Source organism: Streptomyces sp. NRRL S-337, assembly GCF_000720175.1.
GTDB classification, from domain to species: Bacteria; Actinomycetota; Actinomycetes; order Streptomycetales; family Streptomycetaceae; genus Streptomyces; species Streptomyces siderophoricus.
In genome coordinates, this window is record NZ_JOIX01000081.1 from 16,724 (window position 1) to 43,060 (window position 26,337).

The 26,337-nt window shown below is 72.9% G+C and carries 24 protein-coding genes; 16 read left to right on the forward strand and 8 right to left on the reverse strand.

Annotation, left to right across the window (positions count from 1 at the left end):
* Positions 1 to 21 precede the first annotated feature (21 nt).
* Entirely contained in the window at positions 22 to 1,410 is a 1,389-nt protein-coding gene (locus IG62_RS0134585) for a hypothetical protein (RefSeq protein WP_030812849.1), read from the forward strand.
* On the opposite strand, the gene IG62_RS0134590 is transcribed toward IG62_RS0134585, so the two are convergent.
* Entirely contained in the window at positions 1,364 to 2,656 is a 1,293-nt protein-coding gene (locus tag IG62_RS0134590; RefSeq protein ID WP_051799026.1) for a glycosyltransferase family 87 protein, read from the reverse strand. The genes IG62_RS0134585 and IG62_RS0134590 overlap by 47 nt on opposite strands.
* A 128-nt stretch (positions 2,657 to 2,784) precedes the next feature.
* Between IG62_RS0134590 and IG62_RS0134595 the strand changes: the two genes are divergently transcribed.
* Positions 2,785 to 3,927: a glycosyltransferase family 4 protein gene (locus IG62_RS0134595; RefSeq protein WP_030812855.1), complete on the forward strand. Its 1,143-nt coding sequence runs from the start codon at positions 2,785 to 2,787 to the stop codon at positions 3,925 to 3,927.
* An 88-nt stretch (positions 3,928 to 4,015) separates the two neighbouring features.
* On the opposite strand, the gene IG62_RS0134600 is transcribed toward IG62_RS0134595, so the two are convergent.
* Positions 4,016 to 5,812 (reverse strand): AMP-dependent synthetase/ligase, encoded by a 1,797-nt coding sequence (locus IG62_RS0134600; protein ID WP_030812858.1) that lies wholly within the window; start codon positions 5,810 to 5,812, stop codon positions 4,016 to 4,018.
* 283 nt (positions 5,813 to 6,095) lie between these two features.
* On the opposite strand from IG62_RS0134600, the gene IG62_RS0134605 reads away from it, so the two are divergent.
* The 6 genes from IG62_RS0134605 (at position 6,096) to IG62_RS0134630 (ending at position 11,101) form a co-directional block, all read left to right on the forward strand.
* A complete protein-coding gene (locus IG62_RS0134605) occupies positions 6,096 to 6,872 on the forward strand; it encodes a metallophosphoesterase family protein (protein ID WP_030812861.1) in 777 nt (258 codons plus the stop codon).
* A gap of 175 nt (positions 6,873 to 7,047) precedes the next feature.
* A complete protein-coding gene (locus tag IG62_RS0134610) occupies positions 7,048 to 7,548 on the forward strand; it encodes an SRPBCC family protein (RefSeq protein WP_030812864.1) in 501 nt (166 codons plus the stop codon).
* Between the two features lie 2 nt (positions 7,549 to 7,550).
* Complete coding sequence (locus IG62_RS0134615) at positions 7,551 to 8,753, forward strand: ArsA family ATPase (RefSeq protein ID WP_030812867.1); 1,203 nt, start codon at positions 7,551 to 7,553, stop codon at positions 8,751 to 8,753.
* A gap of 109 nt (positions 8,754 to 8,862) precedes the next feature.
* Positions 8,863 to 9,339, forward strand: a complete 477-nt coding sequence (locus IG62_RS0134620; protein WP_030812870.1) for a DUF5304 domain-containing protein — start codon at positions 8,863 to 8,865, stop codon at positions 9,337 to 9,339.
* Between the two features lie 56 nt (positions 9,340 to 9,395).
* The gene (locus tag IG62_RS0134625; protein ID WP_030812873.1) at positions 9,396 to 10,337 is read left to right on the forward strand and encodes an ROK family glucokinase; all 942 of its coding nucleotides are present in this window, start codon (positions 9,396 to 9,398) and stop codon (positions 10,335 to 10,337) included.
* A gap of 8 nt (positions 10,338 to 10,345) precedes the next feature.
* Positions 10,346 to 11,101 carry an endonuclease/exonuclease/phosphatase family protein gene (locus tag IG62_RS0134630; protein ID WP_030812876.1) on the forward strand — a complete coding sequence of 252 codons (756 nt, stop codon included), beginning with the start codon at positions 10,346 to 10,348 and terminating at the stop codon, positions 11,099 to 11,101.
* 1 nt (position 11,102) lies between these two features.
* Here the strand turns inward: IG62_RS0134630 and IG62_RS0134635 are convergent, their stop codons facing one another.
* On the reverse strand, positions 11,103 to 11,645 hold the full coding sequence (locus IG62_RS0134635) for a hypothetical protein (RefSeq protein WP_030812879.1): 543 nt from the start codon (positions 11,643 to 11,645) through the stop codon (positions 11,103 to 11,105).
* Positions 11,632 to 12,438, reverse strand: coding sequence for an alpha/beta hydrolase (locus tag IG62_RS0134640; protein WP_030812881.1), 807 nt, complete (start codon positions 12,436 to 12,438; stop codon positions 11,632 to 11,634). The genes IG62_RS0134635 and IG62_RS0134640 overlap by 14 nt, the downstream gene beginning before the upstream one ends.
* Before the next feature lie 208 nt (positions 12,439 to 12,646).
* Here IG62_RS0134640 and IG62_RS0134645 point away from each other — a divergent pair, with 208 nt between their 5' ends.
* The 5 genes from IG62_RS0134645 to IG62_RS0134665 all read left to right on the forward strand — a co-directional run bounded on the left by IG62_RS0134645 (position 12,647) and on the right by IG62_RS0134665 (position 17,772).
* A complete protein-coding gene (locus IG62_RS0134645; RefSeq protein WP_030812884.1) occupies positions 12,647 to 13,381 on the forward strand; it encodes a lysophospholipid acyltransferase family protein in 735 nt (244 codons plus the stop codon).
* Positions 13,382 to 13,482: 101 nt separating this feature from the next.
* The gene (macS, locus tag IG62_RS0134650) at positions 13,483 to 14,736 is read left to right on the forward strand and encodes a MacS family sensor histidine kinase (RefSeq protein ID WP_420711151.1); all 1,254 of its coding nucleotides are present in this window, start codon (positions 13,483 to 13,485) and stop codon (positions 14,734 to 14,736) included.
* Positions 14,733 to 15,404 carry a response regulator gene (locus IG62_RS0134655; protein WP_030812890.1) on the forward strand — a complete coding sequence of 224 codons (672 nt, stop codon included), beginning with the start codon at positions 14,733 to 14,735 and terminating at the stop codon, positions 15,402 to 15,404. The genes macS and IG62_RS0134655 overlap by 4 nt, the downstream gene beginning before the upstream one ends.
* A gap of 212 nt (positions 15,405 to 15,616) precedes the next feature.
* On the forward strand, positions 15,617 to 16,645 hold the full coding sequence (locus IG62_RS0134660) for a 6-phosphofructokinase (RefSeq protein WP_030812893.1): 1,029 nt from the start codon (positions 15,617 to 15,619) through the stop codon (positions 16,643 to 16,645).
* Positions 16,646 to 16,755: 110 nt separating this feature from the next.
* The gene (locus IG62_RS0134665; protein WP_030812896.1) at positions 16,756 to 17,772 is read left to right on the forward strand and encodes a 2-hydroxyacid dehydrogenase; all 1,017 of its coding nucleotides are present in this window, start codon (positions 16,756 to 16,758) and stop codon (positions 17,770 to 17,772) included.
* On the opposite strand, the gene IG62_RS0134670 is transcribed toward IG62_RS0134665, so the two are convergent.
* Positions 17,738 to 19,696 carry an anthranilate synthase family protein gene (locus tag IG62_RS0134670; RefSeq protein ID WP_030812898.1) on the reverse strand — a complete coding sequence of 653 codons (1,959 nt, stop codon included), beginning with the start codon at positions 19,694 to 19,696 and terminating at the stop codon, positions 17,738 to 17,740. The genes IG62_RS0134665 and IG62_RS0134670 overlap by 35 nt on opposite strands.
* Before the next feature lie 266 nt (positions 19,697 to 19,962).
* Here IG62_RS0134670 and IG62_RS0134675 point away from each other — a divergent pair, with 266 nt between their 5' ends.
* Positions 19,963 to 21,312, forward strand: a complete 1,350-nt coding sequence (locus IG62_RS0134675; protein ID WP_030415481.1) for a class II 3-deoxy-7-phosphoheptulonate synthase — start codon at positions 19,963 to 19,965, stop codon at positions 21,310 to 21,312.
* 203 nt (positions 21,313 to 21,515) lie between these two features.
* Complete coding sequence (locus IG62_RS0134680) at positions 21,516 to 21,821, forward strand: (2Fe-2S)-binding protein (protein WP_030812902.1); 306 nt, start codon at positions 21,516 to 21,518, stop codon at positions 21,819 to 21,821.
* Positions 21,822 to 21,824: 3 nt separating this feature from the next.
* Here IG62_RS0134680 and bfr read toward each other — a convergent pair whose 3' ends face one another.
* Positions 21,825 to 22,301 (reverse strand): bacterioferritin, encoded by a 477-nt coding sequence (bfr, locus tag IG62_RS0134685; RefSeq protein ID WP_030812906.1) that lies wholly within the window; start codon positions 22,299 to 22,301, stop codon positions 21,825 to 21,827.
* 156 nt (positions 22,302 to 22,457) lie between these two features.
* On the opposite strand from bfr, the gene IG62_RS0134690 reads away from it, so the two are divergent.
* The gene (locus IG62_RS0134690) at positions 22,458 to 23,081 is read left to right on the forward strand and encodes a sulfite oxidase-like oxidoreductase (protein ID WP_030812909.1); all 624 of its coding nucleotides are present in this window, start codon (positions 22,458 to 22,460) and stop codon (positions 23,079 to 23,081) included.
* A 38-nt stretch (positions 23,082 to 23,119) separates the two neighbouring features.
* On the opposite strand, the gene IG62_RS0134695 is transcribed toward IG62_RS0134690, so the two are convergent.
* Together IG62_RS0134695 and pknB are read right to left on the reverse strand one after the other, a co-directional pair.
* Positions 23,120 to 24,019 carry a deoxyribonuclease IV gene (locus tag IG62_RS0134695; protein WP_030812912.1) on the reverse strand — a complete coding sequence of 300 codons (900 nt, stop codon included), beginning with the start codon at positions 24,017 to 24,019 and terminating at the stop codon, positions 23,120 to 23,122.
* A gap of 51 nt (positions 24,020 to 24,070) precedes the next feature.
* Entirely contained in the window at positions 24,071 to 26,038 is a 1,968-nt protein-coding gene (pknB, locus tag IG62_RS0134700; RefSeq protein ID WP_030812915.1) for a Stk1 family PASTA domain-containing Ser/Thr kinase, read from the reverse strand.
* Positions 26,039 to 26,337 lie beyond the last annotated feature (299 nt).

A 26,337-nucleotide genomic window follows, 5' to 3' on the forward strand; every position in this document is an offset into this window, starting at 1 on the left:
GCCCGCTCTACGATCGTCCGCATGTCGGACCAGCGGGCGAAACGGCCGGTACGGGCCGGGGCGGCGGCCTGCGCCGCCCTGAGCGGACTCGCGCTGTTCGCCCCTCTGGCCGGCTGCGCACCCGGGCCCTCGTCGGCGGCCCGCTTCCCGGACGTCCAGCGGATGCTCGACAGCCGGGCGCACGCCGTCGAGCAGCGCGACGAGGCCGGCTTCCTGGCCGCCGTGGACCCGCGGGCCACCGCCTTCCGCGCCCGCCAGCGCGCCGTGTTCGGCAACCTCGCCGGCGTCCCGGTGACCGACTGGCACTACGACCTCGACGCCACCGACGCCTTCCCGCTGCCGCCCGGCGACGGCGGCGAGCGGCTGGCCGCCAAGGTCCGGCTGCGCTACCGCCTCAAGGGCTACGACACCGCCCCGGTCAACGCCGTCCAGTACCTCACCCTCACCGAGCGGGACGGCCGCTGGCTGATCTCCTCGGACCGCGACGGCGCACCGGCCGGCCGCAGCGGCAACCGGCAGCTGTGGGACCAGGGCCCGGTACGGGTGGTCCGCGGCCGGTACAGCGTGGTGCTGGGCGGCGCCTCCCACCCGGCCCGGCTGGAGGACCTCGCGCGCCGGGTGGACCGGGCGGTGCCCGCGGTCTCCGCCGCCTGGAAGGGCCGGTGGTCCGAGAAGGTCGTGGTGGAGGCGCCGGACTCGGTCGAGCGGATGGCGCAGCTGATGGGCAGCGACGACCCGTCCGGCTACACCGGCATCGCGGCGGTCACCACCGGCGAGGCGGGCGTCACCACCAACGCACCGGCGGACCGGGTGATCGTCAACCCGGACGCCTACGAGGAGCTCAACGACCTGGGCCGCAAGGTCGTCCTCACCCACGAGACCACCCATGTCGCCACCCGTACGGTCACCACGGCGGCCACCCCGCTGTGGTTGTCCGAGGGCTTCGCCGACTGGGTCGCCTACCGAGGGGCGCGCCGCAAGCCCGCCACCGCCGCGCCCGAGCTGACCCGCGCGGTGCGGGCCGGCAAGCCGCCCGGCCGGCTCCCGACCGACGCCGACTTCGGCTTCCGGGCCGGCGCCGACCGGCTGGCGACGGCGTACGAGGGCAGCTGGCTGGCGTGCCGCATGATCGCCGACAAGTGGGGCGAGGCCAAGCTGCTGGCGTTCTACAAGGCGGCGGGCCGCAGCGCGCTGCGCACCTCGGCGGCGACCGGGGATGCGCCGATCGAGGCGGCCACCGCCCACGCCTCCGCCGCCCGTCCGGGGCCCCACGCGGCCGGTGCCGGACGCCATCCGACGGCCGGCCGCAGCGAGCTCACCGACCGGGCCCTGCGCACCCAACTGGGCATCGGGCTGGGGGAGTTCACCCGGCGGTGGCGGGCCTATGTGAAGCAGCTGCTGGAGCGGTGACGGTGCGCGGCGCGGGCGCCCGGCGCAGGCCCAAGCCGCCGCCCGCGGTGCCCCGCCGGCCGGCGCCGGTGGCGGTCCACAGCCGGCGGCAGGCCAGCAGCGACGCGGCGACCAGCAGCCCGTTGCGCACCGCCAGCAGCGCGACACCGAAGGGGCTGCTCGCCACCACGTCGGCGAAGTGGACCGGGAACTCCAGCAGCGTGACGCCCGCGGCGAGCAGTACCAGCGCCGCCGCCGGCGTCTGCCGGCTGCCGCGTACGGCCAGGCACACCGCGGCCAGCCCCACCAGCCACAGCAGGTACTGCGGGCTGATCACCCGGCTGGTGGTGGTGAACAGCAGCGTGGCGGTGAAGGCCGCGTCGGCGGGCGTCGCCCGGGTGAACCGGCGCGCCCGGCTCCGCCACAGCACCAGCCAGCCCAGCGCCGCCCCGCTCAGCATGACCGCGGCGGTGCTGACGAGCGGGACGCCGGGCCCGAGGAACTCCACCGAGCCGTAGTTCAGCAGCACCCGGCCGTCCCAGCCGTAGTGGCGGGCGAGGTGGAACACCAGCCCGCCGAGCGACTCGACCTCCGTACCGCGGTCGCGCTGGAAGGTCAGGAACGCCAGCGCGCCCGGTGCGGCAGCCACGAAGCACAGGGTGAGCCCGGCCCCGGTGCCGGCCGCGCTCCGCCACAGGGCCCGCGCCCGGCGGCCGCGCAGCGCCGCCCCGGTCAGCAGCAGCGCCGGCCACACCTTCAGCAGCGTCCCGAACGCGATCAGCGCGCCCGCCACCCGGGGCCGGCGGGCCGCCGCGAGCAACGCCGCGACCGCGACCGCGGTGACCATCAGGTCGTAGCGGGCGTACCCGGTCGGGCCCAGCAGGGCGACGCCCGCGATCCACACCCACGCCCCGGCCGCCCGGTGGCCCGGCCGCCGCCCGGCCCGCAGGAACAGCGCCAGCGTCGCCGCGTCCGCGACCAGGACCAGCAGGGAGAACGCCGGGGCGTAGCCGAGGAACGGCAGCAGGCCGGGGGAGAGCACCACCAGCGCGGCGGCCGGCGGGTACTGCCAGGTCACGTCGTCCAGCGGGAAGGTGCCGGTCCGCAGCACCTCGGCCCAGCCGTGGTAGATCACCGAGACGTCGGTGGTGACGTCCGGGCCCGGCAGTACCAGCACCTTCAGCACGCAGAGCAGCAGCACCGCCCGGGTCACCGCCCAGGCCGCGACCGCGAGCCACCTCCCGCGCGCCCCGCCGGCGCCGTCCATCGCCACCTCCGCCTGTCCGCCGTCGTCTGCATCATGCCGTCGGCGGCCGGTCACGCGGCGTCGCCGCGGTACGGGCGTGGCGGGCCTCCCGGCCACCGTGCGCCCGTCGGCGGGTAGCCTCGGGCCTCGTGCACAAGACCCTGATCGTCACGAACGACTTCCCGCCCCGGCCCGGCGGCATCCAGGCCTTCCTGCACAGCATGGCGCTGCGGCTGGACCCCACCCAGGTGGTCGTCTACGCCTCGACCTGGAAGCGGAGCGCGGAGGGGATCGCGGCCACCGCCGCGTTCGACGCCGACCAGCCGTTCCCGGTGGTCCGGGACCGTACGACGATGCTGCTGCCCACCCCGAGGGTGACCCGGCGGGCCGTCGGCCTGCTGCGCGAACACGGCTGCTCCTCCGTCTGGTTCGGTGCCGCGGCACCGCTCGGCCTGATGGCGCCCGCGCTCCGCGAGGCCGGTGCGCGGCGGATCGTGGCGACCACGCACGGCCACGAGGCGGGCTGGGCGCAGCTGCCGGCCGCCCGGCAGCTGCTGCGGCGGATCGGCGAGGGCACCGACACCCTCACCTACCTCGGCGAGTACACCCGCTCCCGGATCGCCGCCGCGCTGACCCCGGCGGCCGCGTCCCGGATGGTCCAACTCCCGCCCGGCGTCGACGAGAAGACCTTCCACTCCGGCTCCGGCGGCGACGCGGTGCGCGCCCGGCTCGGACTGGCCGGCCGCCCGGTCGTGGTCTGCGTCTCCCGGCTCGTGCCCCGCAAGGGCCAGGACACCCTCATCGAGGCGATGCCGGCGGTCCTCGCCGCCGTCCCGGACGCCGTCCTGCTGATCGTCGGCGGCGGCCCGTACGAGAAGGACCTGCGCGCGCTGGCGCGGGAGAAGGGCGTGGCGGAATCCGTGCGCTTCACCGGCGCGGTGCCGTGGGAGGAGCTGCCGGCCCACTTCGGTGCCGGTGACGTCTTCGCGATGCCCTGCCGCACCCGCCGCGGCGGCCTCGACGTCGAGGGGCTGGGCATCGTCTATCTGGAGGCCTCGGCCACCGGCCTGCCCGTGGTGGCGGGCGACTCCGGCGGTGCGCCGGACGCGGTGCTCGACGGCGAGACCGGCTGGGTGGTGCCCGGCGGCTCCCCGACCCCCACCGCGGAGCGCCTGGTCACCCTCCTCAACGACCCCGTCCTGCGCCGCACCATGGGCGAGCGCGGGCGCGCCTGGGTGGAGGAGAAGTGGCGCTGGGACCTGCTCGCGGAACGGCTCAAGGAGCTGCTGTAGCCGGGGCCGTACGGACGCCCGTACGCGAACCGCCGCCGCGGCACACAGCCACGGCGGCGGATTCCGCCCATGATCACCAGGGATGTCGTCAGCCCCGGTAGATCGCCTCGATCTCCTCCGCGAAGTCCTTGGCGACCACGTTCCGCTTCAGCTTCAGCGACGGCGTGACATGGCCCGACTCCTCGGTGAACTGGGTCGGCAGGATACGGAACTTGCGCACCGACTCGGCCTGCGAGACGGCCGCGTTGCCGTCGTCGACGGCCCGCTGCACCGCGGCGAGCAGCTCCGGGTCGGATGCCAGCTCGGCCGGGGTGCTGCCGGCCGGGCGGCCGTGCTCCTCGGCCCAGCGCGGCAGGAACTCCTCGTCGAGGGTGACCAGCGCGCCGATGAACGGCCGGCCGTCGCCGACGACCATGCACTCGGCGATCAGGGCGTGCGCCCGGATGCGGTCCTCGATGACGGCCGGCGCGACGTTCTTGCCGCCCGCGGTGACCAGGATCTCCTTCTTGCGGCCGGTGATGGCCAGATAGCCGTCCTCGTCGAGGGTGCCGAGGTCGCCGGTGTGGAACCAGCCGTCGGACAGCGCCTCTTCGGTGGCCGTGGGGTTGTTCCAGTACTCGGTGAAGAGGTGCTCACCGTGCAGCAGGACCTCGCCGTCGTCGGCGATCCGGACCACCGAACCGGGCAGCGGCTGGCCGACGGTGCCGATCTTCTGGCGGTCCCAGGGGTTGAACGCGGTGGCCGCGCACGACTCCGTCAGGCCGTAGCCCTCCAGGGCGGTGAAGCCGATGCCGCGGTAGAAGTGGCCCAGCCGGTCGCCGAGCGGCGCGCCGCCGGAGATCGCGTGGGTGGCCCGGCCGCCGAGCACGGCGCGCAGCTTGCCGTAGACCAGGCGGTCGAAGACCTTGTACTTGAGCTTCAGGCCGAGCGGCGGGCCCTCGGGGGTGTCCAGCGCCCGGCTGTAGGCGATCGCGGTGTCCGCCGCCTTGTCGAAGATCTTGCCCTTGCCGTCGGCCTGCGCCTTGGCCCGCGCAGAGTTGTAGACCTTCTCGAAGACCCGGGGCACGCCCAGCACCAGCGTCGGCCGGAAGGACGCGAGGTCCTCGGTGAGGTTCTTGATGTCGGGGGCGTGGCCCAGCTTGATCGGGGCCATCACGGAGGCGACCTGCACCAGGCGCCCGAAGACATGGGCGATGGGCAGGAAGAGCAGGACCGAGGAGTCCCCGGTGCGGAAGAGCGGGCGCAGCCGCTCGACGACGTTGCCGCACTCGGCGAAGAAGCTGCGGTGGCTGAGCACACAGCCCTTGGGGCGGCCGGTGGTGCCGGAGGTGTAGACGATCGTGGCGGGCGCGTCCGCGTCGGCGAGGGCGCTGCGGGCGTCCACCTCGTCGTCGGTGATCCCGGCGCCGGCGGCCCGCAGCCGGGCGATCGCGTCCCGCTCGATCTGCCAGATGTTCTCCAGGTCGGGCAGCCGGTCGCGGACCGATTCGACGGTCGCCTCGTGGGTGGGCGTCTCCACCAGACAGGCCACCGCGCCCGAGTCGCCGAGGATCCACTGGATCTGCTCGGCGGAACTGGTCTCGTACACGGGCACGGTGATCGCGCCGGCACTCCAGATGGCGAAGTCCAGCAGCGTCCACTCGTAACGGGTACGCGACATCAGCCCCACCCGGTCCCCGGGCTGGATGCCGGACGCCATCAGGCCCTTGGCGGCGGCGCGGACCTCGGCGAGGAAGGTGGCGGCGGTGACGTCCTGCCACCCGCCGTTCACCTTGCGCCCCATGACGGCAACATCCGGGTGCTGCGCGGCATTTCGGCGGATGAGATCCGTCAGATTGCCGTCCGCGGGGACCTCGTACAGGGCCGGAAGGCTGAACTCGCGCAAGACTGCTGCTCCTCAAAAGCGCCGGCGCCACGACGCTGTGTGCACACCGGCGGCGGTCCATGATCAAGCTGGGGGATTGGACTGCCCGGACGTTACCCACCGGTATTGCTTTTGGGATAGGGGGTCGCGACCAGATGTTTGATGCGTCACACGCTTGCGGACACGCCATGGGGACTCTTCCGCGCAGACTAGACCAGCGGGTCGGTGACCCGAAAGTAACCGCGGCCCCGGTGAACCGGTGGGGGCCCTCCCCGTCGCCCGGCGGGCGATCTAGGGTGACGCCATGCGTGTGCATGTGGTCAGTGACGTTCACGGCAACAGCCGGGACCTGGCGGCGGCCGGGAACGGTGCCGATGCCCTGGTCTGCCTCGGCGACCTGGTGCTCTTCCTCGATTACGCCGACCACTCGCGCGGCATCTTCCCCGACCTCTTCGGCGTCGCGCACGCCGACACCCTCGTCGAACTCCGCACCGCCCGCCGCTTCGACGAGGCCCGCGAACTGGGCCGCCGGCTCTGGGCCGAACTCGACGCCGCCGGCCACAGTCGCGAGGCGGTCATCGAGGGCGCGGTCCGCAAGCAGTACGCCGAACTCTTCGCGGCCTTCCCGACCCCCACGTACGCGACCTACGGCAACGTCGACATGCCGCGCCTGTGGCCCGAATACGCCGGACCCGGCACCACCGTCCTCGACGGTCAGCGGGTCGAGATCGGCGGCCGGGTCTTCGGCTTCGTCGGCGGCGGCCTCACCACCCCCATGCGGACTCCGTACGAGATCAGCGACGAGGAGTACGCCGCGAAGATCGAGGCGGTCGGCGAGGTGGACGTGCTGTGCACCCACATCCCGCCGGACGTCCCCGAGCTCTGCTACGACACCGTCGCCCGCCGCTTCGAACGCGGTAGCAGCGCCCTGCTGGACGCCATCCGCACCACCCGCCCCCGCTACTCCCTCTTCGGCCACGTCCACCAGCCGCTCGCCCGCCGGATGCGCGTCGGCGACACCGAATGCGTCAATGTCGGCCATTTCAACGCCACCGGCAGGCCCTACGTCCTGACGTGGTGAGCCCGGGCGGGCGCGGTCGGCCGCGTATGGCCCGCATCCGGCTGCATCCGGCTGCGTCCGGCTGCGTTCGCTCCCGTTTCCCCGCGCGGTAGCCTTCAGCAGCAGAGACAGCACCTTGCGGACACCGCGTGAGCGTCGGCGGACCGGCATGAATCGGCATGGAGGAGTCACGGCGATGGCCGAACACACCAGCTCTAGCATCACGATCGAGGCGGCGCCCGCCGAAGTGATGGGAGTGATCGCCGACTTTGACCGCTACCCGGAGTGGACCGGAGAGGTCAAGGAGGCGGAGGTGCTCGCCACGGACGACCGGGGCCGCGCCGTACAGGTGCGCCTGCTGCTCGACGCCGGCGCGATCAAGGACGACCACACCCTCGCCTACACCTGGACCGGCGCCGACGAGGTCAGCTGGTCCCTGGTCAAGTCCCAGATGCTGCGCGCCCTGGACGGTTCCTACCGCCTCGCCGCGCTGAAGGACGGCACCGTCACCGAGGTCACGTACCAGCTCACCGTCGACGTCAAGATCCCGATGCTCGGCATGATCAAGCGCAAGGCCGAGAAGGTCATCATCGAGCGTGCCCTGGAAGGGCTGAAGCGGCGCGTCGAGAGCCGCCCCGACGCCGGCCCGGCGCCCGCCGACGAGTCCGCGCCCGCCGACGAGGCCAAGAAGCTCTGAGCGTGCGCACCGTCCTCGTCACCGGCCCCGGCGGCGCGGGCCGCACCACGCTCGCCGCCGCGACCGCCCTGGCCGGCGCCCGCCAGGGCGCCCGGGCCCTGCTGCTCACCACCGAGCCCAGCGCCTGCGAAGCGGTGCTCGGCACCCCCCTCGGCGCCGAGCGGCCCACCCCGATAGCGCCCGGCCTGCACGCCCGGCGCATCGACCCCGGCGACCGCTTCCGCCAGGAATTCCTCGCCTTCCAGGAGCGCGCCGGCGCCGCCCTCGACCTGCTGGGCGCCGCGCCCCTCGACGAGGACGAACTGACCGAACTCCCCGGCGCCGAGGACTTCGCCCTGCTCCAGGCGCTGCGCACCGAACACGCCTCGGACGACTGGGACCTGGTCGTCGTCGACATGCCCTCGGCGGCCGAAACGATCCGGCTGCTGGCGCTCCCCGCCCAGGTCCGCCGCTACCTCCGCCGGCTGCTGCCACCCGAGCGCCAGGCCGCCCGCGCGCTGCGCCCGGTCCTCGCCCAGCTCGCCGGGGTCCCCATGCCGACCCAGAAGCTGTACGACGCCGCCGGCCGCTGGGAGACCGAACTCGCCGCCGTCCAGCAGGCCATCGACGACCCCGGCACCTCCGTCCGCCTGGTCACCGAGGCCGGCCCGGTCGCCGCCGCCAACCTGCGCACCATCCGCGCCGGCCTGGCCCTGCACGGCCGCCGCACCGACGGCGTGGTCGTCAACCGGCTGCTGCCCACCGGCTCCGTCGACCCCTTCCTCGCCGCGCTCTCCGGCAGCCAGCAGACCGCCCTCAAGGCACTGCGCGAGGAGTTCCCCGACGTCCCCGTCCACGAGGTGCCGCACCTGGGCCGCGACCCCCAGGGCGTCGCGGAGCTCGACGAGTTGATCGGCGGACCGGACGGCGGGATCGGCGTCCCCGGCCCCGCGGCGGCCGACCGCCGCGACCCCTGGACCGTCGAGGACCGGCTCGCCACCGACGGCATCCTGGTCTGGCGGGTACCGCTGCCCGGTGCCGAGCGCCGGGGCCTCGGCCTGGTGCGCCGCGGCGACGAGATCGTGGTGACGGTCGGCCGCTTCCGCCGGATCCGCACCCTGCCCTCCGCGCTGCGCCGCTGCTCCGTCTCCGGTGCCGGCCTCCGCGACGGCGCCCTGGAGATCCGCTTCACCCCGGATCCCGACCTGTGGCCCAAGAGCGACTGAACGCGGTACCACCGTTCGGGTAACGTCGGGGGTGGGCCAGGAACCCGCCCCCGCGTGCACCCGTCCCGACCTGCCGTACGCCCCGCCGCAGCAGTCCACGGAGTTCATCATGAGCGATGCCACCGAGCGCCCCGCCGACCGCGCGGCCGGGCCCGACGCCGACGCCTGGGAGGCCGCCTGCGCCGAGGACCTCGCCGCGGAGAAGGCCCGCCGCCGCTCCGAGTACGGCCCCCAGCCGGGCAGCGCCGCCGAGGAACTGCGCAAGCTCGCCGAGGCGGTGACCGACAAGCTCGCCGGCATCCAGCTGCCCGGCGCGCTCGGCGGGATGGCCGCGCAGAGCGCCGTGAGCCAGCTGTTCAAGCAGGCCCGGGCCGCCGTCGAACCGGTCATCGAGCGCAACCCCGACGTCTTCGACCACCTCGCCGCGGCCGGCTCCGAGATCGTCGCCGCCTACCGCTCCGCCGTCGAGCGCAGCGAGCGCCGCTGGACCCGCGACGACGCCACCGAACGGCCCGGCACCGGCCGTGCCGACGACCCGCGGGACGACGACGGTCCCACCGGCACCGAGCGAATCGATCTCGACTGACCCGGGCTCCGGTACGGTGGGTCCCGGCGGGGTTCGAGCGAAAAACTGAGGGACACATGGGACTCACCATCGGCGTCGACATCGGCGGCACGAAGATCGCGGCCGGCGTGGTCGACGAAGAGGGTTCGATCCTTGAGACGTGCAAGGTACCGACCCCCCAGGCCACCGATGCCCTGACCGAGGCCATCGCGGACGCGGTCCGCACGGTAGGTGCCGGCCACCACATCGAGGCGGTGGGCATCGGGGCCGCCGGCTACGTCGACGAGAAGCGCGCCACGGTCCTGTTCGCACCGAACATCGACTGGCGCCACGAACCACTCAAGGACAAGGTCGAACAGCGCGTCGGCCTCCCCGTCGTCGTCGAGAACGACGCCAACGCCGCCGCCTGGGGCGAGTACCGCTTCGGTGCCGGCCAGGGCCACAGCGACGTCATCTGCATCACGCTCGGCACGGGCCTCGGCGGCGGCATCATCATCGGCAACAAGCTGCGCCGCGGCCGCTTCGGCGTCGCCGCGGAGTTCGGCCACATCCGGGTCGTGCCGGACGGCCTGCTGTGCGGCTGCGGCAGCCAGGGCTGCTGGGAGCAGTACGCCTCCGGCCGCGCCCTGCTGCGCTACGCCAGGCAGCGCGCCTTCGCCACCCCCGAGAACGCCCAGATCCTGCTCTCGCTCGGCGACGGCACCTCCGAGGGCATCGAGGGCCGGCACGTCAGCGAGGCCGCCCGCCAGGGCGACCCGGTGGCCATCGACTCGTTCCGGGAGCTGGCCCGCTGGGCCGGTGCCGGTCTCGCCGACCTGGCCTCGCTGTTCGACCCGTCCGCCTTCATCGTCGGCGGCGGCGTCTCGGACGAGGGCGAACTGGTCCTCGAACCGATCCGGAAGTCCTTCCGCCGCTGGCTGGTCGGCAACCAGTACCGGCCGCACGCCCAGGTCCTCGCCGCCCAGCTCGGCGGCAAGGCCGGACTGGTGGGGGCGGCCGACCTGGCACGCCAGGGCTGACCGCGGTGGTGGCCGAGCACCCCGGACTCCGGGCGTCCGGCACCGAGGAGGACGCCGTACGGGTCCGCGTGCTCAGCTACAACATCCGCTCGATGCGCGACGACCGGGCGGCGCTGGCCAGGGTCATCCGGGCCTGCGCCCCCGATCTCGTGCTGATCCAGGAGGCGCCGCGGTTCTTCCGCTGGCGCAAGGCCGCCGAGCGGCTGGCCCGCTCGGCCGGCCTGGTGTACGTCACCGGCGGCGGCACGACCGCGGGCCCGATGATCCTCGCCACGCTCCGCGCCCATGTCGAGCGCACCGAGGACGTCCTGCTGCCCCGTACCCCCGGCCTGCACCAGCGCGGTCTCGCCACCGCCGTGGTCCGGATCGGCGGGGCCCGGCTCGGCGTCGTCAGCGCTCACCTCAGCCTCGCCGACCGGGAGCGGTACGAGCAGGCCGGGCTGCTGCTGGAGCGGCTGGCCGCCCTCGGGACGCGGCACGCGGTCGTCGGCGCGGATCTCAACGACCGGCCGGAGGGCCGCAGCTTCCGGCGGCTGGCGGACCGGCTCACGGATGCCTGGGCGGCCGAGCCGTGGGGCGGGGAGTTCACCTCCACGCCCCACGAGCCGGTGCAGCGCATCGACGCCGTCCTCACCACGGACGGCGTCGAGGTGCTGGGCTGCGGGGTGCCGCACGGGCTCCCCGGCGTACGCGAGGCGGACCTGCTGGCCGCCTCGGATCACCTGCCGGTGCTGGCCGCCCTGCGGGTGCCGGCCGGGGACTGACTCACACCACCGCGCCGCCGCCCGGCAGCTGGTCGTCGTCCTCGTCGTCGTGCTTCATCCGGGCCACGAGCGTGGCGAAGCCGCCGAGGAAGCCGCCGATGCCCAGGACCGTGCTCCACCACGTCACCGGCTGCTGGAAGATCACCATCGCGATCAGCAGCAGCGGGCCGCCGAGCACCGCGATCCAGGCGAACTTGCTGGTGACGTCGGCCTTCGGCAGCGGCGGCGGCTCGGGTGGGGTGAAGTGGCCCTCGTCGGTCTCGTCGAAGTCGTCGTCGGACGGTTCGGCGGCGTTCCAGTCCCGCGGGCCGACGCCCGGTGCGTAGACCACGAAGCTGCCCGGGCGGTCGGTGCCGGCCTTCCCCGGGTCGCCGGGCCCGCCCTTGCGGTCCTTCGTCCCGCCGTCCTCGTCGGGCCGCTTGGCGGGCGCGTCGTCGTCGGCGGCGGGGAAGGACGGCTGCTTGCCGTAGCCCGCGACGATCTCCGCCCAGGCGGCTTCCTCGTCCAGCGGGTCCCGGGGGTCGCGGGGGCTACGCTCCGCCACTGGCCGCCGTCCCCTTCCGGGCCGTGTCCACGGTGTCCGCGCCCGCCTGCGGGGCGAGCCGGGAGACGAAGGCGAAGGTGTCCTCGAAGATCTTCTCCGCGTCGTGGTCGAGCGGGGCGACGTGGTAGCTGCGCTCCAGCAGGGTCTGCCGGACGTCCGTCGAGGAGACCCGGGCGAGGATCCGCTCGGAGTCCACCGGCGGGACGATGTGGTCCTGCGGGCTGGTCATCACCAGCAACGGCTGGGTGACGGAGGGGAGTTCGGAGTCCACCAGCTGGAAGAACCGGCGCAGCGAGTACGCGGCGTGCAGCGGCACCCGGGCGTAGGCCAGCTCCTCGGCGCCGGGCTTGGCGATGTCGTTGGACACGCCCTTGGTCGTGCGGACCAGATGGCGCAGCACCGGAAGCAGCGGCGCCGCGGCATCATGGACCTTGTTGGCCGGGTTGACCACGACCACCCCGCTGACCGCGGCGCCGTGTTTGGCGGCCAGCCGGAGCGCCAGCGCGCCGCCCATCGACAGGCCGCAGACGAAGACCTTCGAGCAGCGCTCGGTCAGCGCCCGCAGTTCGCGGTCGACCTCGGCGTACCAGTCCTGCCAGGTCGTGATCTGCAGGTCCTGCCAGCGGGTGCCGTGACCGGGCAGCAGCGGAAGGGAGACGGTCAGCCCCCGGTCGGCCAGATATTCGGCCCAGGGGCGCAGGGACTGGGGGGAGCCGGTGAAGCCGTGGCACACAAGGACGCCGACCTCTCCGCCGTCGCGGCGGAACGGCTCGGCTCCGGGAAGGAGCGGCACCGGGGGACTCCGTTCGATGAAGGGACCTGGCGAGTTACCTCAGGGTACGCAAAGTGACGGCGGGCGGATAGGTCCGACGGCGCGCGGCCCGGCCGGACCGCCGGTACTCCCCGGAGGCCTTGGAGGCCCGGTCGGGGCGAGCGTGCCACCCGGGCAGGTTAAGGTCTTTGCGTCACACACAGGAGGCAGTCGGTTGATCTACGGCGCAATGAAGTTTTCCATCGGGGGACCGCTGAAGCTTGCCTTCAGGCCGTGGGTGGAAGGCATCGAGAACGTTCCCGCCGAGGGTCCGGCGATCCTCGCGAGCAACCACCTGTCCTTCTCGGACTCGTTCTTCCTGCCCGCGGTGCTCGACCGCAAGGTCACCTTCATCGCGAAGTCGGAGTACTTCACCTCCCCGGGCGTCAAGGGCAAGCTGACCGCCGCGTTCTTCAAGGGCGTGGGCCAGCTGCCGGTGGACCGCTCGGGCGCCCGCGGCGCGGGCGAGGCGGCGATCAAGAGCGGCATAGAGGTCCTCAGGCGCGGTGAGCTGTTCGGCATCTACCCGGAGGGCACCCGCTCCCCGGACGGCCGGCTCTACCGCGGCAAGCCGGGCGGCCTGGCCCGGGTGGCGCTGGCCACCGGCGCGCCGGTCATCCCCGTGGCGATGATCGACACCGAGAAGGTGCAGCCTCCGGGCAAGGTCGTGCCGAAGATGATCCGGCCGGGGATCCGCATCGGCAAGCCGCTGGACTTCACCCGTTACCAGGGCATGGAGGGCGACCGCTTCATCCTGCGGTCGGTCACCGACCAGGTGATGTACGAGATCATGAAGCTCTCCGGCCAGGAGTACGTGGACATCTACGCGACCGCCGCCAAGCGGCAGATCGCGGACGCGGCGAAGGCCGCGGAGGCGAAGAAGAAGGCCGAGGCGGAGCAGGCCAAGAAGGCCGCCGCCGAATAGGCCGACAAGGACGGGCAGGGCCGAGGCCGGGCGCGGGTGCGTCCGGTGAGGGGTGGGGGCCGGCAATGACGGATGCGGACATACGGACGGTGACCGGCGGCATGGCCGCCGCCCGGCGCCACGGCAAGCGCCCTCCGAAGGTGCTGCGGATGTCCGTCGAGCTGCCGCTGTGGCGTGCGCTCACCGGCTACCGGATCCTCACCCTCCTCTACGTCCTGGTCCTGGCCGCGATGTCGTACCGCAAGTACGCGCACCCGCTGGTGGCCGCCGCCTACATGGGCGCGCTCACCCTGTGGATGGCGCTGACCTGGCGGCGGACGACCTCGCCGGAGCGCTGTACCCGCCGCTTCCTCATCACCGATCTGAGCTTCGCGGTGGGCGGCATCCTGCTCACGACGGTGGTCGACAGCCACGCGCGCATCATGGGCGGCGCGCCCACGCTGCCCTCCATCTGGGCGGCCGGCGCCGTCCTCGGCTTCGCGATCAAGGGTGGCTGGCGCTGGGCCGCGGTGGCCTCCAGCGCCGTGGCGGCCGCCAACCTCGTCGAACGCGAGGTGCTGGCCCGGGACACCATCCACAACGTGATCCTGGTGTGGGTGGCCAGCGTCGGCCTCGGTTACGTCGTCGAGGTCGCCCGGGCCAGTGAGCGCACCCTCGCCCGGGCCCTGCAGGTCGAGGCCGCCACCCGCGAACGGGAGCGGCTGGCCCGCGACATCCACGACAGCGTGCTGCAGGTCCTGGCGATGGTGCAGCGGCGCGGGGCGGCGATCGGCGGTGAGGCGGCGGAGCTGGGCCGGATGGCGGGCGAGCAGGAGGTCGCGCTGCGCACCCTGGTCTCCGGCGGCCCGGTGTCGCGGCCGCCCGCCCCGGTCCTGGCGCCGACGCCGGCCGCGGTGCCCGTGCCGCCCCCGCCGCCGGCCGCCGACGGGCCCTGTGACGTCCGGGCGCTGCTCGCGCCGTACGCGGGTGCCGGGGTGACCTTCTCCGAGCCGGGCGCCCCGGTCGAGCTGCCGGCCGCCGCGGCGGCGGAGCTCGCGGCCGCTGTCAGTGCCGCGTTGGACAATGTACGGGTCCATGCGGGGGCCGGCGCCCGGGCGTGGATCCTGGTGGAGGACGAACCGCACGCGGTGATCGTGACGGTCCGCGACGACGGCCCCGGCATCCCCGAGGGCCGCCTCGCGGACGCCGAGCGCGAGGGCCGCCTGGGGGTGGCCCTGTCGATCCGCGGCCGGCTGCGGGACCTCGGCGGCACCGCGGAATGGGTCTCGGTCCCCGGCCAGGGCACGGAAGTGGAGTTGACGGTCCCCAAGGGCACGGCGCCCGAGGGCGGAAGGCGGGGGAAGACCCGGGCATGACGGAGCAGACGGGCCTGAAGGTGATGGTGGTCGACGACCACCCGATGTGGCGCGACGCGGTCGCGCGGGACCTGGCCGAGGCCGGGTTCGAGGTGGTGGCGACGGCCGGTGACGGCCTCCAGGCGGTCCGCCGGGCGCAGGCCGCCTCGCCGGACGTGCTGGTGCTGGACCTCAATCTGCCGGGCCTGCCCGGCGTACGGGTCTGCCAGGAGCTGGTCGGCGCCAATCCGGCGCTGCGGGTGCTGGTGCTGTCGGCGAGCGGGGAGCACGCCGATGTGCTGGAGGCGGTCAAGTCCGGTGCGACCGGCTATCTGCTGAAGTCGGCGAGCACCGAGGAGCTGCTGGACGCGGTGCGGCGCACGGCCGCCGGGGACGCGGTGTTCACCCCCGGCCTCGCGGGCCTGGTGCTCGGCGAGTACCGCAGGCTGGCCACCGAGCCGGCCCCGGCGACCCCCGACGAGCCGGGCGCCCCGCGGCTGACGGAGCGGGAGACCGAGGTGCTGCGCCTGGTCGCCAAGGGCCTCTCGTACAAGCAGATCGCCGAGCGGCTGGTCATCTCGCACCGCACGGTGCAGAACCACGTCCAGAACACCCTCGGCAAGCTGCAGTTGCACAATCGCGTCGAGCTGGTGCGGTACGCGATAGAGCGCGGCCTGGACGAGGACTGAGCCGCGCCCGGGCCGGCTTCCCGGAGAGGGAGACGGCGGCCGGGCATGATCGATCCGCTCGTACGGGTGAAGACGGGGCGTCAACTCCCCCAAAAATCACCGGAACCGCCGCTTCCGGCATCCCGGAGTGACCCAGATCACCATTAGCGTGACCGGCGTCAGCTCAACCACGGCCGTGCGCGGCCACTGACGGGATGTAGGTGATTGCAGCGATGCGGGTCGGAGTACTGACCGGCGGCGGCGACTGCCCCGGACTGAACGCGGTGATCAGGGCAATCGTCCGCAAGGGCACCCAGGAATACGGCTACGACTTCCTCGGCTTCCGGGACGGCTGGCGCGGGCCGCTGGAGAACGACACGGTGCCGCTGGACATCCCCGCGGTGCGCGGCACCCTGCCCCGCGGCGGCACGATCCTCGGCTCCTCGCGGACCAACCCCTTCACGGCGGAGGACGGCGTCCGCCGGATCAAGGAGACCCTCGCCAAGCAGGAGGTCGAGGCGCTGATCGCGATCGGCGGCGAGGACACCCTGGGCGTGGCGACCCGGCTGTCCGGCGAGTTCGGCGTCCCCTGCGTCGGCGTCCCCAAGACCATCGACAACGACCTCTCGGCCACGGACTACACCTTCGGCTTCGACACCGCCGTGGGCGTCGCCACCGAGGCCATCGACCGGCTGCACACCACCGCCGAATCGCACATGCGGGTCCTGGTCGTCGAGGTCATGGGCCGGCACGCCGGCTGGATCGCGCTGCACTCCGGCCTCGCCGGCGGCGCCAACGTCATCCTCATCCCCGAGCAGCGCTTCGACGTCGATCAGGTCTGCGGGTGGATCGAGTCCCGCTTCAAGGTCCGCTACGCCCCGATCGTGGTGGTCGCCGAGGGCGCGATGCCCAAGGACGGCCAGATGGTGCTCAAGGACGACTCCCAGGACTCCTTCGGCCACGTCCGGCTCTCCGGCGTGGGGGAGTGGCTGGCCAAGGAGATCGAATCGCGCACCGGCAAGGAGGCCCGGACCACCGTCCTCGGCCACACCCAGCGCGGCGGGACGCCCAGCGCCTTCGACCGCTGGCTGGCCACCCGCTTCGGCCTGCACGCCATCGAGGCGGTGCACGACGGCGACTTCGGCACGATGGTCGCGCTGCGCGGCACCGACATCGTCCGGGTGCCGATCTCCGAGGCGACCGCCAAGCTGAAGACCGTCGACCCGGCGCTCTACGCCGAGGCCGGGGTCTTCTTCGGCTGACCCGGGCGCCGCCGCTCCGGGCGGCACCGCCGGGCGAGGGGCCGTATATTCGCCCTACGCGACATATCCGGCCCATCGCTCCTCGTGAGCACGTACCGGCGGGAGGGAACGTGGAGATCGTCGCCTTCGGCGTGCAGGCGGACGAGCGGCCGTTTCTGGAGCGCGCCTTCGCCGGCCGCCACCAGGTCCGCAGCCTGGACGTGGTCCTCGACCGCGACACCGCCCCGATCGCCCACGGCTACGAGGTCGTCAGCTCCGACGTCAACGCCGACCTGGGCGCCGACGTGCTGCAGACCCTCGCGGCCGGCGGGACGAAGATGGTCGCCCAGCGCTCCACCGGCTTCAACAACATCGATCTGGAGGCCGCGGCCGATCTCGGGATGAGCATCGGCCGGGTCTCCCACTACTCCCCGTACGCGGTGGCGGAATTCGCCTGGGCGCTCGCGCTGGCCGTCGACCGCAAGATCGTGCGGGCCGCCCAGCGCACCCGCAACTTCGACTTCCGGCTCAACGGCCTGATGGGCCGCGACCTGCGCGGCCGCACCGCCGGCGTGCTCGGCACCGGCCGGATCGGCGAGGCGTTCACCAGGATCGCCCACGGCTTCGGCATGGACCTGCTGGGCTGGGACCTTGCCGAGAACCCGCACTGCGCTGCGCTGGGTATGAGGTACGTCCCCCGCGAGCGGCTGTTCGCCGAGGCCGACCTGATCTCCCTGCACCTCCCGCTGACGGACGAGACCCGGCACCTCGTCGACGCCGCCGCGCTGGCCCTCATGAAGGACGACGCCATCCTGGTCAACACCAGCCGCGGCGGCCTGGTCGACACCCGCGCACTGGTCCGCACGCTCAAGGCCGGCCGGCTCACCGGCGTCGCGCTGGACGTCTACGAGGAGGAGTCCGGGCTCTTCTACTGCGACCGGTCCCTGGACGTCATCGACGACGACACCCTCGCCCGCCTGATGACCTTCGCCAACGTGCTGGTCACCTCGCACCAGGCGTACTTCACCGAGGATGCGGTGGTCCAGATCACCGAGGCCACCGTGACCAACGTCGAGGACCACCTCGCCCACCGCACCAACGAGAACATGCTGGTCACACGAGGACAGCTGCCAGCAGCTGCGCGGTGACCGCGGCCCCGTCCAGGGTCAGCACCGACTCCGGGTGGAACTGCACCCCCGCGAAGCCCGGACCGCGCAGCGCATGCACCTCACCGGACTCCGCGTCCCGGCTCAACTCCACACGGTGCATGGCCAGTTCGGCCTCCGTGCGGTCGTCGCAGCGGGCCGTGAAGGTGTTGTAGAAGCCGACCGTCTCGGGCCGCCCGAAGAAGTCGATCCGCTCCTGCGCCCCCTGGAAGGGCACCTCCTTGCGGACGATCTCCAACCCCAGCTCCGCGGCGAGCAGTTCATGGCCCAGGCACACCCCCAGCAGGCCGTGGCGGTGTCGGGCGACCAGCTCCGCGGTCAGCGACCGCAGGAAACGCATCTTCGGATCGGCCGGGTCCGACGGATCGCCCGGCCCCGGACCCAGCACGACCGGCCCCTCGTGGGCAAGGGCCGCCGCGCGCAGCCCCGGCTCGTCGAACCGGCGCACCGTCACGGTCAGCCCCGACGTCCGCAGCAGATGCGCCAGCATCGCGGTGAAGGTGTCCTCCGCGTCGATCACCAGCGCGTGCCCGCTCAGCTCGGCGGTCGGCGCGGTGGTCTGCATCCGCAGCCAGAACGGCGCCAGGTCCGCCCGGCGGGCGTCCAGGGCGGCGCGCACCCGCGGGTCGTCGGCCAGCCGCGGCGGCCGCCCGCCGTCCGCCGGGCGCGCCGGTGCCGGGCGTACGCCGAGCGCGGTCAGCACGCCCGCCGCCTTCGCGTGCGTCTCGGCGACCTCGCTCCGCGGGTCGGAGGCGCGCACCAGTGTGGCGCCGACCGGCACCCGCAGCCGGCCCTCGGCGGTGATGTCCGCGGTCCGGATCAGGATCGGCGAGTCCAGCGTCTGGGCACCGCCCGCGTCCCGGCCGATCAGCGCCAGCGCGCCCGCGTAGTAGCCGCGGCCCCGCCCGTCCGGGCCGACCGGCTCGTGCCGCTCGATGACCCGGCAGGCGTTCTGCACCGGCGACCCGGTGACCGTCGCCGCGAACATCGTCTCCTTCAGCACCTCGCGCACATCGAGGGTGGACCGGCCGCGCAGCTCGTACTCGGTGTGCGCGAGATGCGCCATCTCCTTGAGCCGGGGCCCGATCACCACCCCGCCCCGGTCGCCGACCGTGCACATCATCTTGAGCTCCTCGTCCACCACCATGGACAGCTCCTCGACCTCCTTGCGGTCGCCGAGGAACGCCAGCAGGCTCTCCGCGGTGGGACCGCCGGCCGGGTACCGGTAGGTGCCACTGATCGGATTCATCACGACAGTCCCGCCGGTCATCCGGACGTGCACCTCCGGGCTCGCCCCGACCAGCGTGCGCACACCCGGGCGGTGTACGACGTACGTCCAGTACGCGCCGCGCTCACCGGCCAGCAGCCGCCGGAACAGCGCCAGCGCGTCGGCCGCCGAGAAGTCCGCGATCGAGCCCTCGAACGTCCGGCGGATGACGAAGTTCGCCCCCTCGCCGGTGCCGATCTCCTCCCGCACCACCCGGTCGACGATCTCCGCGTACCGCTCGTCGGACACGTCGAACGCCCCGTCCGTCACCCGTACGTCGTGCGCCGGCAGCGCCGCCAGCACCTCCGCCAGCGGCAGCTCGTAGCTCTCACGGGGGCGCAGCACGGCCAGCGGGGTGCCGTCGTCATGGGCCTGGAAGCCGCGCTCGCGGATCTGCCGGAACGGGACCAGCGCGAGCGCGTCGGTCACCGGCGCGCCGGGCGCCGTCTCACCCAGTGGGATGTCCGCCAGCCGCGCGACCTCGGTGACCTCGCCGATCAGCACCTCGATGGTGGGGGAGCCTGCCTCCCGGCCGGGGGAGCGGCGGCGCAGCAGGGCGAACGCGGGACCGGCGGGGTCGAGCAGCCGCCGGACGAGCGCGGCGGCATCGGGGCGGACGTCGGGTCGGGCGCGGTGCATGGCGGTTCCTTCCGGGTGGGCCGGAGGGCCGGGAAAGAGGGGGAAGACCGCCGGAAACGCCGAAGGCCGCCCCTCGGGCGGCCTTCGCGGAGTGTGGGATGTGCGCGCGAATCAGTGGGCCGCCGGATGAGCGGTCCACCACCAGTTCATGGTCGGCATCGGTCGCGTGCACATGCGGCGCACCCTACCGGACCGTCCGGGTGCCGTGCGTCTCACAGTCCGGATGCCGGACGGACACCCCCACCGGACCCCGTAATGTGGGGCATGTGACCGTGAACGCTGAAACCCACGCCGGTGGCAACACCTGGCGACACCTTCCCGCGGCGCAGCAGCCTGACTGGCCGGACCAAGAGGCTCTGCGCGATGTGATCGCGGAGCTCGAGTCCTATCCGCCGCTCGTCTTCGCGGGCGAGTGCGACCAGCTGCGTGAGCGCCTGGGAGCCGTCGCCCGTGGTGAGGCGTTCCTGCTCCAGGGCGGCGACTGCGCGGAGGCCTTCGACGCCGTCTCCGCCGAGCACATCCGCAACAAGCTCAAGACCCTCCTGCAGATGGGCGCCGTCCTGACCTACGCCGGCTCGGTGCCGGTGGTCAAGGTCGGCCGGATCGCCGGCCAGTACAGCAAGCCGCGCTCCAAGCCCACCGAGACCCGTGACGGCGTGACCCTGCCGACGTACCGCGGCGACTCCGTCAACGGCTTCGAGTTCACCGAGGCGGCCCGCATCCCGGACCCGCAGCGGCTGAAGCGGATGTACCACGCGTCCGCGGCGACCCTGAACCTCGTGCGCGCCTTCACCACCGGCGGCTACGCCGACCTGCGCCAGGTGCACGCCTGGAACCAGGACTTCGTGAAGTCCTCGCCCTCGGGGCAGCGCTACGAGGCGCTGGCCCGCGAGATCGACCGGGCGATGAACTTCATGAACGCCTGCGGGGTGGACCCGGAGGAGTTCCGGACGGTGGAGTTCTACTCCTCCCACGAGGCGCTGGTGCTCGACTACGAGTCGGCGCTGACCCGGGTGGACTCGCGCACCGGCAAGCTCTACGACGTCTCCGGGCACATGCTCTGGATCGGCGAGCGCACCCGGCAGCTGGACCACGCGCACATCGAGTTCGCCTCCCGCATCCGCAACCCGATCGGCGTCAAGCTGGGCCCGACGACGACCGCGGAGGACGCGCTCACCCTCATCGAGCGCCTCGACCCGGAGCGTGAGCCGGGCCGGCTGACCTTCATCACCCGCATGGGCGCGGACAAGATCCGCGACAAGCTCCCCGAGCTGGTCGACAAGGTCACCGCTTCCGGCGCGCAGGTCGCCTGGATCTGCGACCCGATGCACGGCAACACCTTCGAGGCGGCCTCCGGGCACAAGACCCGACGCTTCGACGACGTGCTGGACGAGGTCAAGGGCTTCTTCGAGGTCCACAAGGGCCTCGGCACGCACCCGGGCGGCATCCACGTCGAGCTGACCGGCGACGACGTCACCGAGTGCGTGGGCGGCGGCGACGAGATCTTCGTCGACGACCTGCACCAGCGCTACGAGACCGCCTGCGACCCGCGGCTCAACCGCAGCCAGTCGCTGGACCTGGCCTTCCTGGTGGCGGAGATGTACCGCGATCAGTGATCGCCGGTGAACGTGAGTGGGGCGCGGATCTGTGATCCGCGCCCCATTGCGTTGCCGGGGGCCCGTCGGGCGTTGTGGAGCCAGGACGTGCCGGGTAAGGTAAGGGTAACCTCACTCAAGATCGGCTGGACCGGTCGACGAGGCCCTTCCGCCGACCAGTCGCCGGAACCGTCCCAAGCCGCCCCTCACGGAGGAGACACCGCGTGTACGTCTGCTCTTGCTTCGGGGTCACCGAGCAGCAGGTCCGCCAGCACGCGGCGACGGGTGCCTGCACGCCCCGCCAGATCGCCTCCGCCTGCAAGGCCGGCACCGACTGCGGCAACTGCGTGCGCCGCATCCAGGCGCTCCTCGGGCGGGGTGCCTGCCCGCGCCGGGAGCTCATCGAGAACGGCGCCGACCCGCTGGCGTCCGAGCGGGCATCGTCCGGGCGGTCGCCGACGGACGGGCTGTCGCCGGCGGACGCGGAGGAGGACGCCGTGGGGCCCGCGGCGTTCCCGGAGGCCGCGTAGCCGTCAGCTCGGCTGCTCGATCACCTGGGCGATGTACAGCGCCTCCCCGAGCTTCTCCACCAGCTCCAGCTGGCTGTCGAGGTAGTCGATGTGGTGCTCCTCGTCCGCGAGGATGTCCTCGAAGATGTTCGCCGAGGTGATGTCGCCCTTGCTGCGCATCAGCTCGATACCGCGCTTGAGCCGGTCGATCGCCTCGACCTCGATCTGCCGGTCCGCCTGGAACATCTCGGTGACGGTCTGGCCGACCCGTACGTGGAACAGCCGCTGGTAATTCGGCAGCCCGTCGAGGAAGAGAATCCGGTCGGTCAGCACCTCCGCGTGCTTCATCTCGTCGAACGATTCGGCGCGGGTGTACTTCGCGAGCTTGGTCCAGCCGAAGTTCTCCTGCATCTTGGCGTGCAGGAAGTACTGGTTGATGGCGGTCAGCTCGGCGGTCAGCTGCTCGTTGAGGAATTCGATGACCTCGGGGTCGCCCTGCATGGCTGCGGGCTCCTTCCACGCGAGAACTGGGCAGGTGCCGCGCATCCTCGCACCGCCCTCGGCGGACCGTCCAGTAAGTACACGCTTAGTACGAGTTGCCCGAATCTCTCCCTCCCTGGTCATCGGCACCCCTTCCGGTCTGACAACATGGAGGGCATGGGTCAGCCGGAAAGCCGCGAAGAGGAGCATCCGCAGCTTCCTCCGGGGCAGCGGCTCCAGCGGGGCTGGCCGGTGACGCATTACGGCCCGGTCCCGAAGTTCCGCCCCGAACGCTGGGAGTTCCGCGCGTTCGGCGCCACCGCGGACGACGCGAAACACTGCTGGTCGCACGAGGAATTCACGGCACTGCCGTATGCCACGGTCGTCTCCGACATGCACTGCGTGACGAAATTCAGCATGCTGGGCGCCGAATGGGGCGGGGTGCTCACCAAGACCATTCTTGATCTCGCTCCGCCCGCGCCCGATGTCACCCATGTGATGGTGTGGGCCGAATACGGCTTCAGCTCGAATCTCCGGCTGGCGGATTTTGCCGCCGAGAACTGCATTTTCGCCACACACCGCTCGGGGGAACTGCTCACCGCCGAGCACGGTTTCCCGGTCCGGCTGATCGTGCCGCACCTCTACGCCTGGAAGGGCCCCAAATGGGTCCGCGGCATCGAGTACATGCGGGCCGACCGCCGCGGCTTCTGGGAGGAGCGCGGCTACCACAACCTGGGCGACCCCTGGCAGGAGCAGCGCTACTCCTACCAGGAGGAGCCCGGAGAGGGCCCCGAGCTCTGACCCCGGCGGGTCGTGCCTGACCCCGGCCGGGTCGCGCCTCAGCCGTCCCGGAGCTTCTTCAGCCGCTCGACGTCCGCCGCGTGCCCCTCCTTGCCGCCCGGCGTCTCGATGACCAGCGGGACGCCCTCGGTGGCCGGGTGCGTCATCAGCGCCCGGAACGCGTCCTCGCCGATGTGCCCGGCGCCGATGTTCGCGTGCCGGTCCTTGTGGGCGCCCACCACGTCCTTGGAGTCATTGGCGTGGATCAGCTTCAGCCGCCCCTCGCCGACCGTATCGACCAGCAGGTCGAGCGTCTGCTGCGTCCCGTTCGGCCCGGTCAGGTCGTGCCCCGCCGCGAAGATGTGGCAGGTGTCCAGGCACACCCCCAGCTTCGGATGGGCGTCCAGCGCCTCGAAGTACGGCCCGAAGTCCCAGGTCCGGGAACACAGCGACGCACCCTGACCCGCGGTCGACTCCAGCAGCAGATACGGGTCGTCCGGGTGCGTCAGCTCGTCCAGCAGCGGCAGCAACCGTGCCCTGACCTGCGCCAGCGCCTCCGCACGCGGCCGCCCGCCGGTCGCGGACCCGGTGTGCACGACCACCCCGAGCGCGCCGATGTCCCGGCCGCGCCGCAGCGAGTGACGCAACGACTCCACCGACCGCTCCACGGTGGCCTCGGTGTGCGAACCGAAGTTGATCAGGTACGGCGCATGGACGTACACCGGCAGGCCCTGCAGCGCACAGGCCGCCCGGAACGCCTCGTCCTGCTCGGGGTTGCCGGGCGGCGTCGCCCAGCCGCGCGGATTGGCCACGAAGACCTGCACGGCCTCGGCGCCCATCTCGCGGGCGTAGGCGATACCTGTCTTGGCCAGCCCGCCGGCCACCGGCACATGGCCGCCGACCGGATTACGGGCCCGGGCGGACCGTCCGGCGTCCTGGGGGGAGGGGGTTTCGCTCACCCTCCAAGGGTGCCAGGCGCCGGACGGCCCCTGTCCCGAGGGGCACCCCCGCTACAGGGCGCCCTTCAGCTTGATCGTGATCGTGCTGCCCTTCGGAGCCTTCTCGCTCGGGTCGACGGACTGCGTGTCCACCTCGTCCTGCGGGAACAGGAACGGCTTCTTCACCTCGACCCGGAAGCCGAGCGCGGTCAGCTCCTTCTTGGCGTCGTCGACGTTCTTCCCGGTCACGTCGGGCACCGGAACCATCTCCGGGCCCTTGGAGAGCGTGAGGGTGACCGTCTCGCCCGTGCCGACCGGCTCCCCCTGCGCCGGGTCCTGCCGGGCGACCGTGCCCTTGTCCTGCGGCGAGAACACCGGCTCCTCGGCGACCTTCACATGCAGCCCCTTGGCCTGCAGCGCGGCCTCGGCGTCCGCCCGCTCGCTGCCGATCACACCGGGCACGTCGATCTGGGCGCCCCGGCTGACGGTCAGCCCCACCGCCGTGTCGGGACGCCGCTCGCTGCCCGCGGCCGGGTCCGTACGGATCACCGAGCCGTTGGCGACGTCTTTGTCGAACGCCCGGGTCACGATGCCCGGCCGCAGCCCGAGGTCGCGCAGCTTCCGCTTGGCGTCCGCGACCGGAGTGCCGGACAGATCGGGCACCGCGACGTGATCCGGGCCGCGGGAGACGGTGATCGTGACCGTCCCCGTACCGCGGATCCGCCCGCCGGTCGCCGGGTCGGTCTTCATCACGTGCCCGCGCTCGACGTTGGGGCTGAAGCCGCGCACGACCTTGACGCCCAGCCCCGCGTCCCGCAGCGTCTTGGCGGCCTTGGCCTGCGTCATGTCCAGCACCGGGGGAACGCTGGTGAACTGGCCGGAAGTGATGTACCAGACGCCCGTGCCCGCGCCGAGGACCAGCAGCACGGCCGCGACGATCGTGGCCAGCCGGTGCCGCTGCAGCAGCCCGGCGGCCGTGGCGGGCGCCGCGGCCGGGGCCGGACGCAGCCGAGCCGTCCGCTCCTCCGGTACCGGGGGCACTTCCAGGCGGCTGGTGCGGTTCAGCGCCGCCTCGTCCGCACCCGGCAGCGGCAGCTGTACGCCACCGGGCCGGGGTATCACGTCCGTGGCCTCCGCGTCCGAGTCCGCCGGCACCTCCTTGGCGCCCGGCGGGACGACGTCCAGCTCCTCGTCGGTCAGCGCCGCCCGGGCGGCCCGGGCCCGCGACAGCAGCGCCACCGCGTCCTGCGGGCGCGCCTGCGGATCACGGGCGGTGGCCAGCGCGACCAGCTCGTCCAGCTGCCCGGCGAGCCCCGGCACCCGCTCGGACGGCGGCGTGACGTCCTCGTGCAGGTGCTGGTAGAGCACCTGCGCCACGGAGCCGCCGGTGTGCGGCTTGGTGCCGGTGAGCATCTCGTAGAGCACCACGCCGCACGCGTAGACGTCGACCCGGGCGTCCGCGGTGCCGTGCTCCAGCTGCTCGGGCGCCAGGTAGGAGACCGTCCCCAGCACCGAGCCGGTCGAGGCGGTGGTGTGGGTGTCCACCGCCCGCACCAGCCCGAAGTCGGCGACCTTGACCCGCCCGTCGTCGCCGATGAGGACGTTCTCGGGCTTCATGTCGCGGTGCACGAGCCCGGCGCGGTGCGCGGCCCCCAGCGCGGCCAGGATCGGCTCCAGGATGTCCAGCGCGGCCCGCGGCTGCAGGGCGCCGCGCTCGCGCAGCACGTCGCGCAGGGTGCAGCCGGCGACGTACTCCATCGCCAGATAGACGTACGTACCGTCGGTGCCCTGGTCGAAGACGCCCACCACGTTCGGGTGCGACAGCCGCGCGACGGACTTCGCCTCCCGGATGAAGCGCTCGACGAACGCACCGTCCTCGGCGAGGCCCGGGTGCATCACCTTCAGCGCGAGCACCCGGTCGAGGCGGGTGTCCACGGCCCGGTAGACCGTGGCCATCCCCCCTGCGGCGATGCGCGCCTGGACGCGGTAGCGGCCGTCGAGCAGCTGGCCCACGAGGGGATCTTGGAGCGTCATATCCACGGCAAGCGAGTGTATTCGGCCGTTGCGCTTTGCGGTGCCTCCCACGTACCTGGCTGTCCCGCCGCGGGGCTTGGTCGCCGTTGCGGCTTTGCGGCGCCTCGTACGTACTTGGCCGTCCCGCCGCGGGTCGTCTGGCCGTTGCGCCTGCGGCGGGCTGGGTTTGTGGTGGGTGCGGTGACGGGCCTCCGGGGCCGGTTGTGTGGACTGCTGACGCTTTACGTCCACACAACCGGGAATAGCTCCGCCCGCGTGTCCGGTTGTGGCCCCGCAGGGGGCCCTCGCGACCCTTACGGGATCTG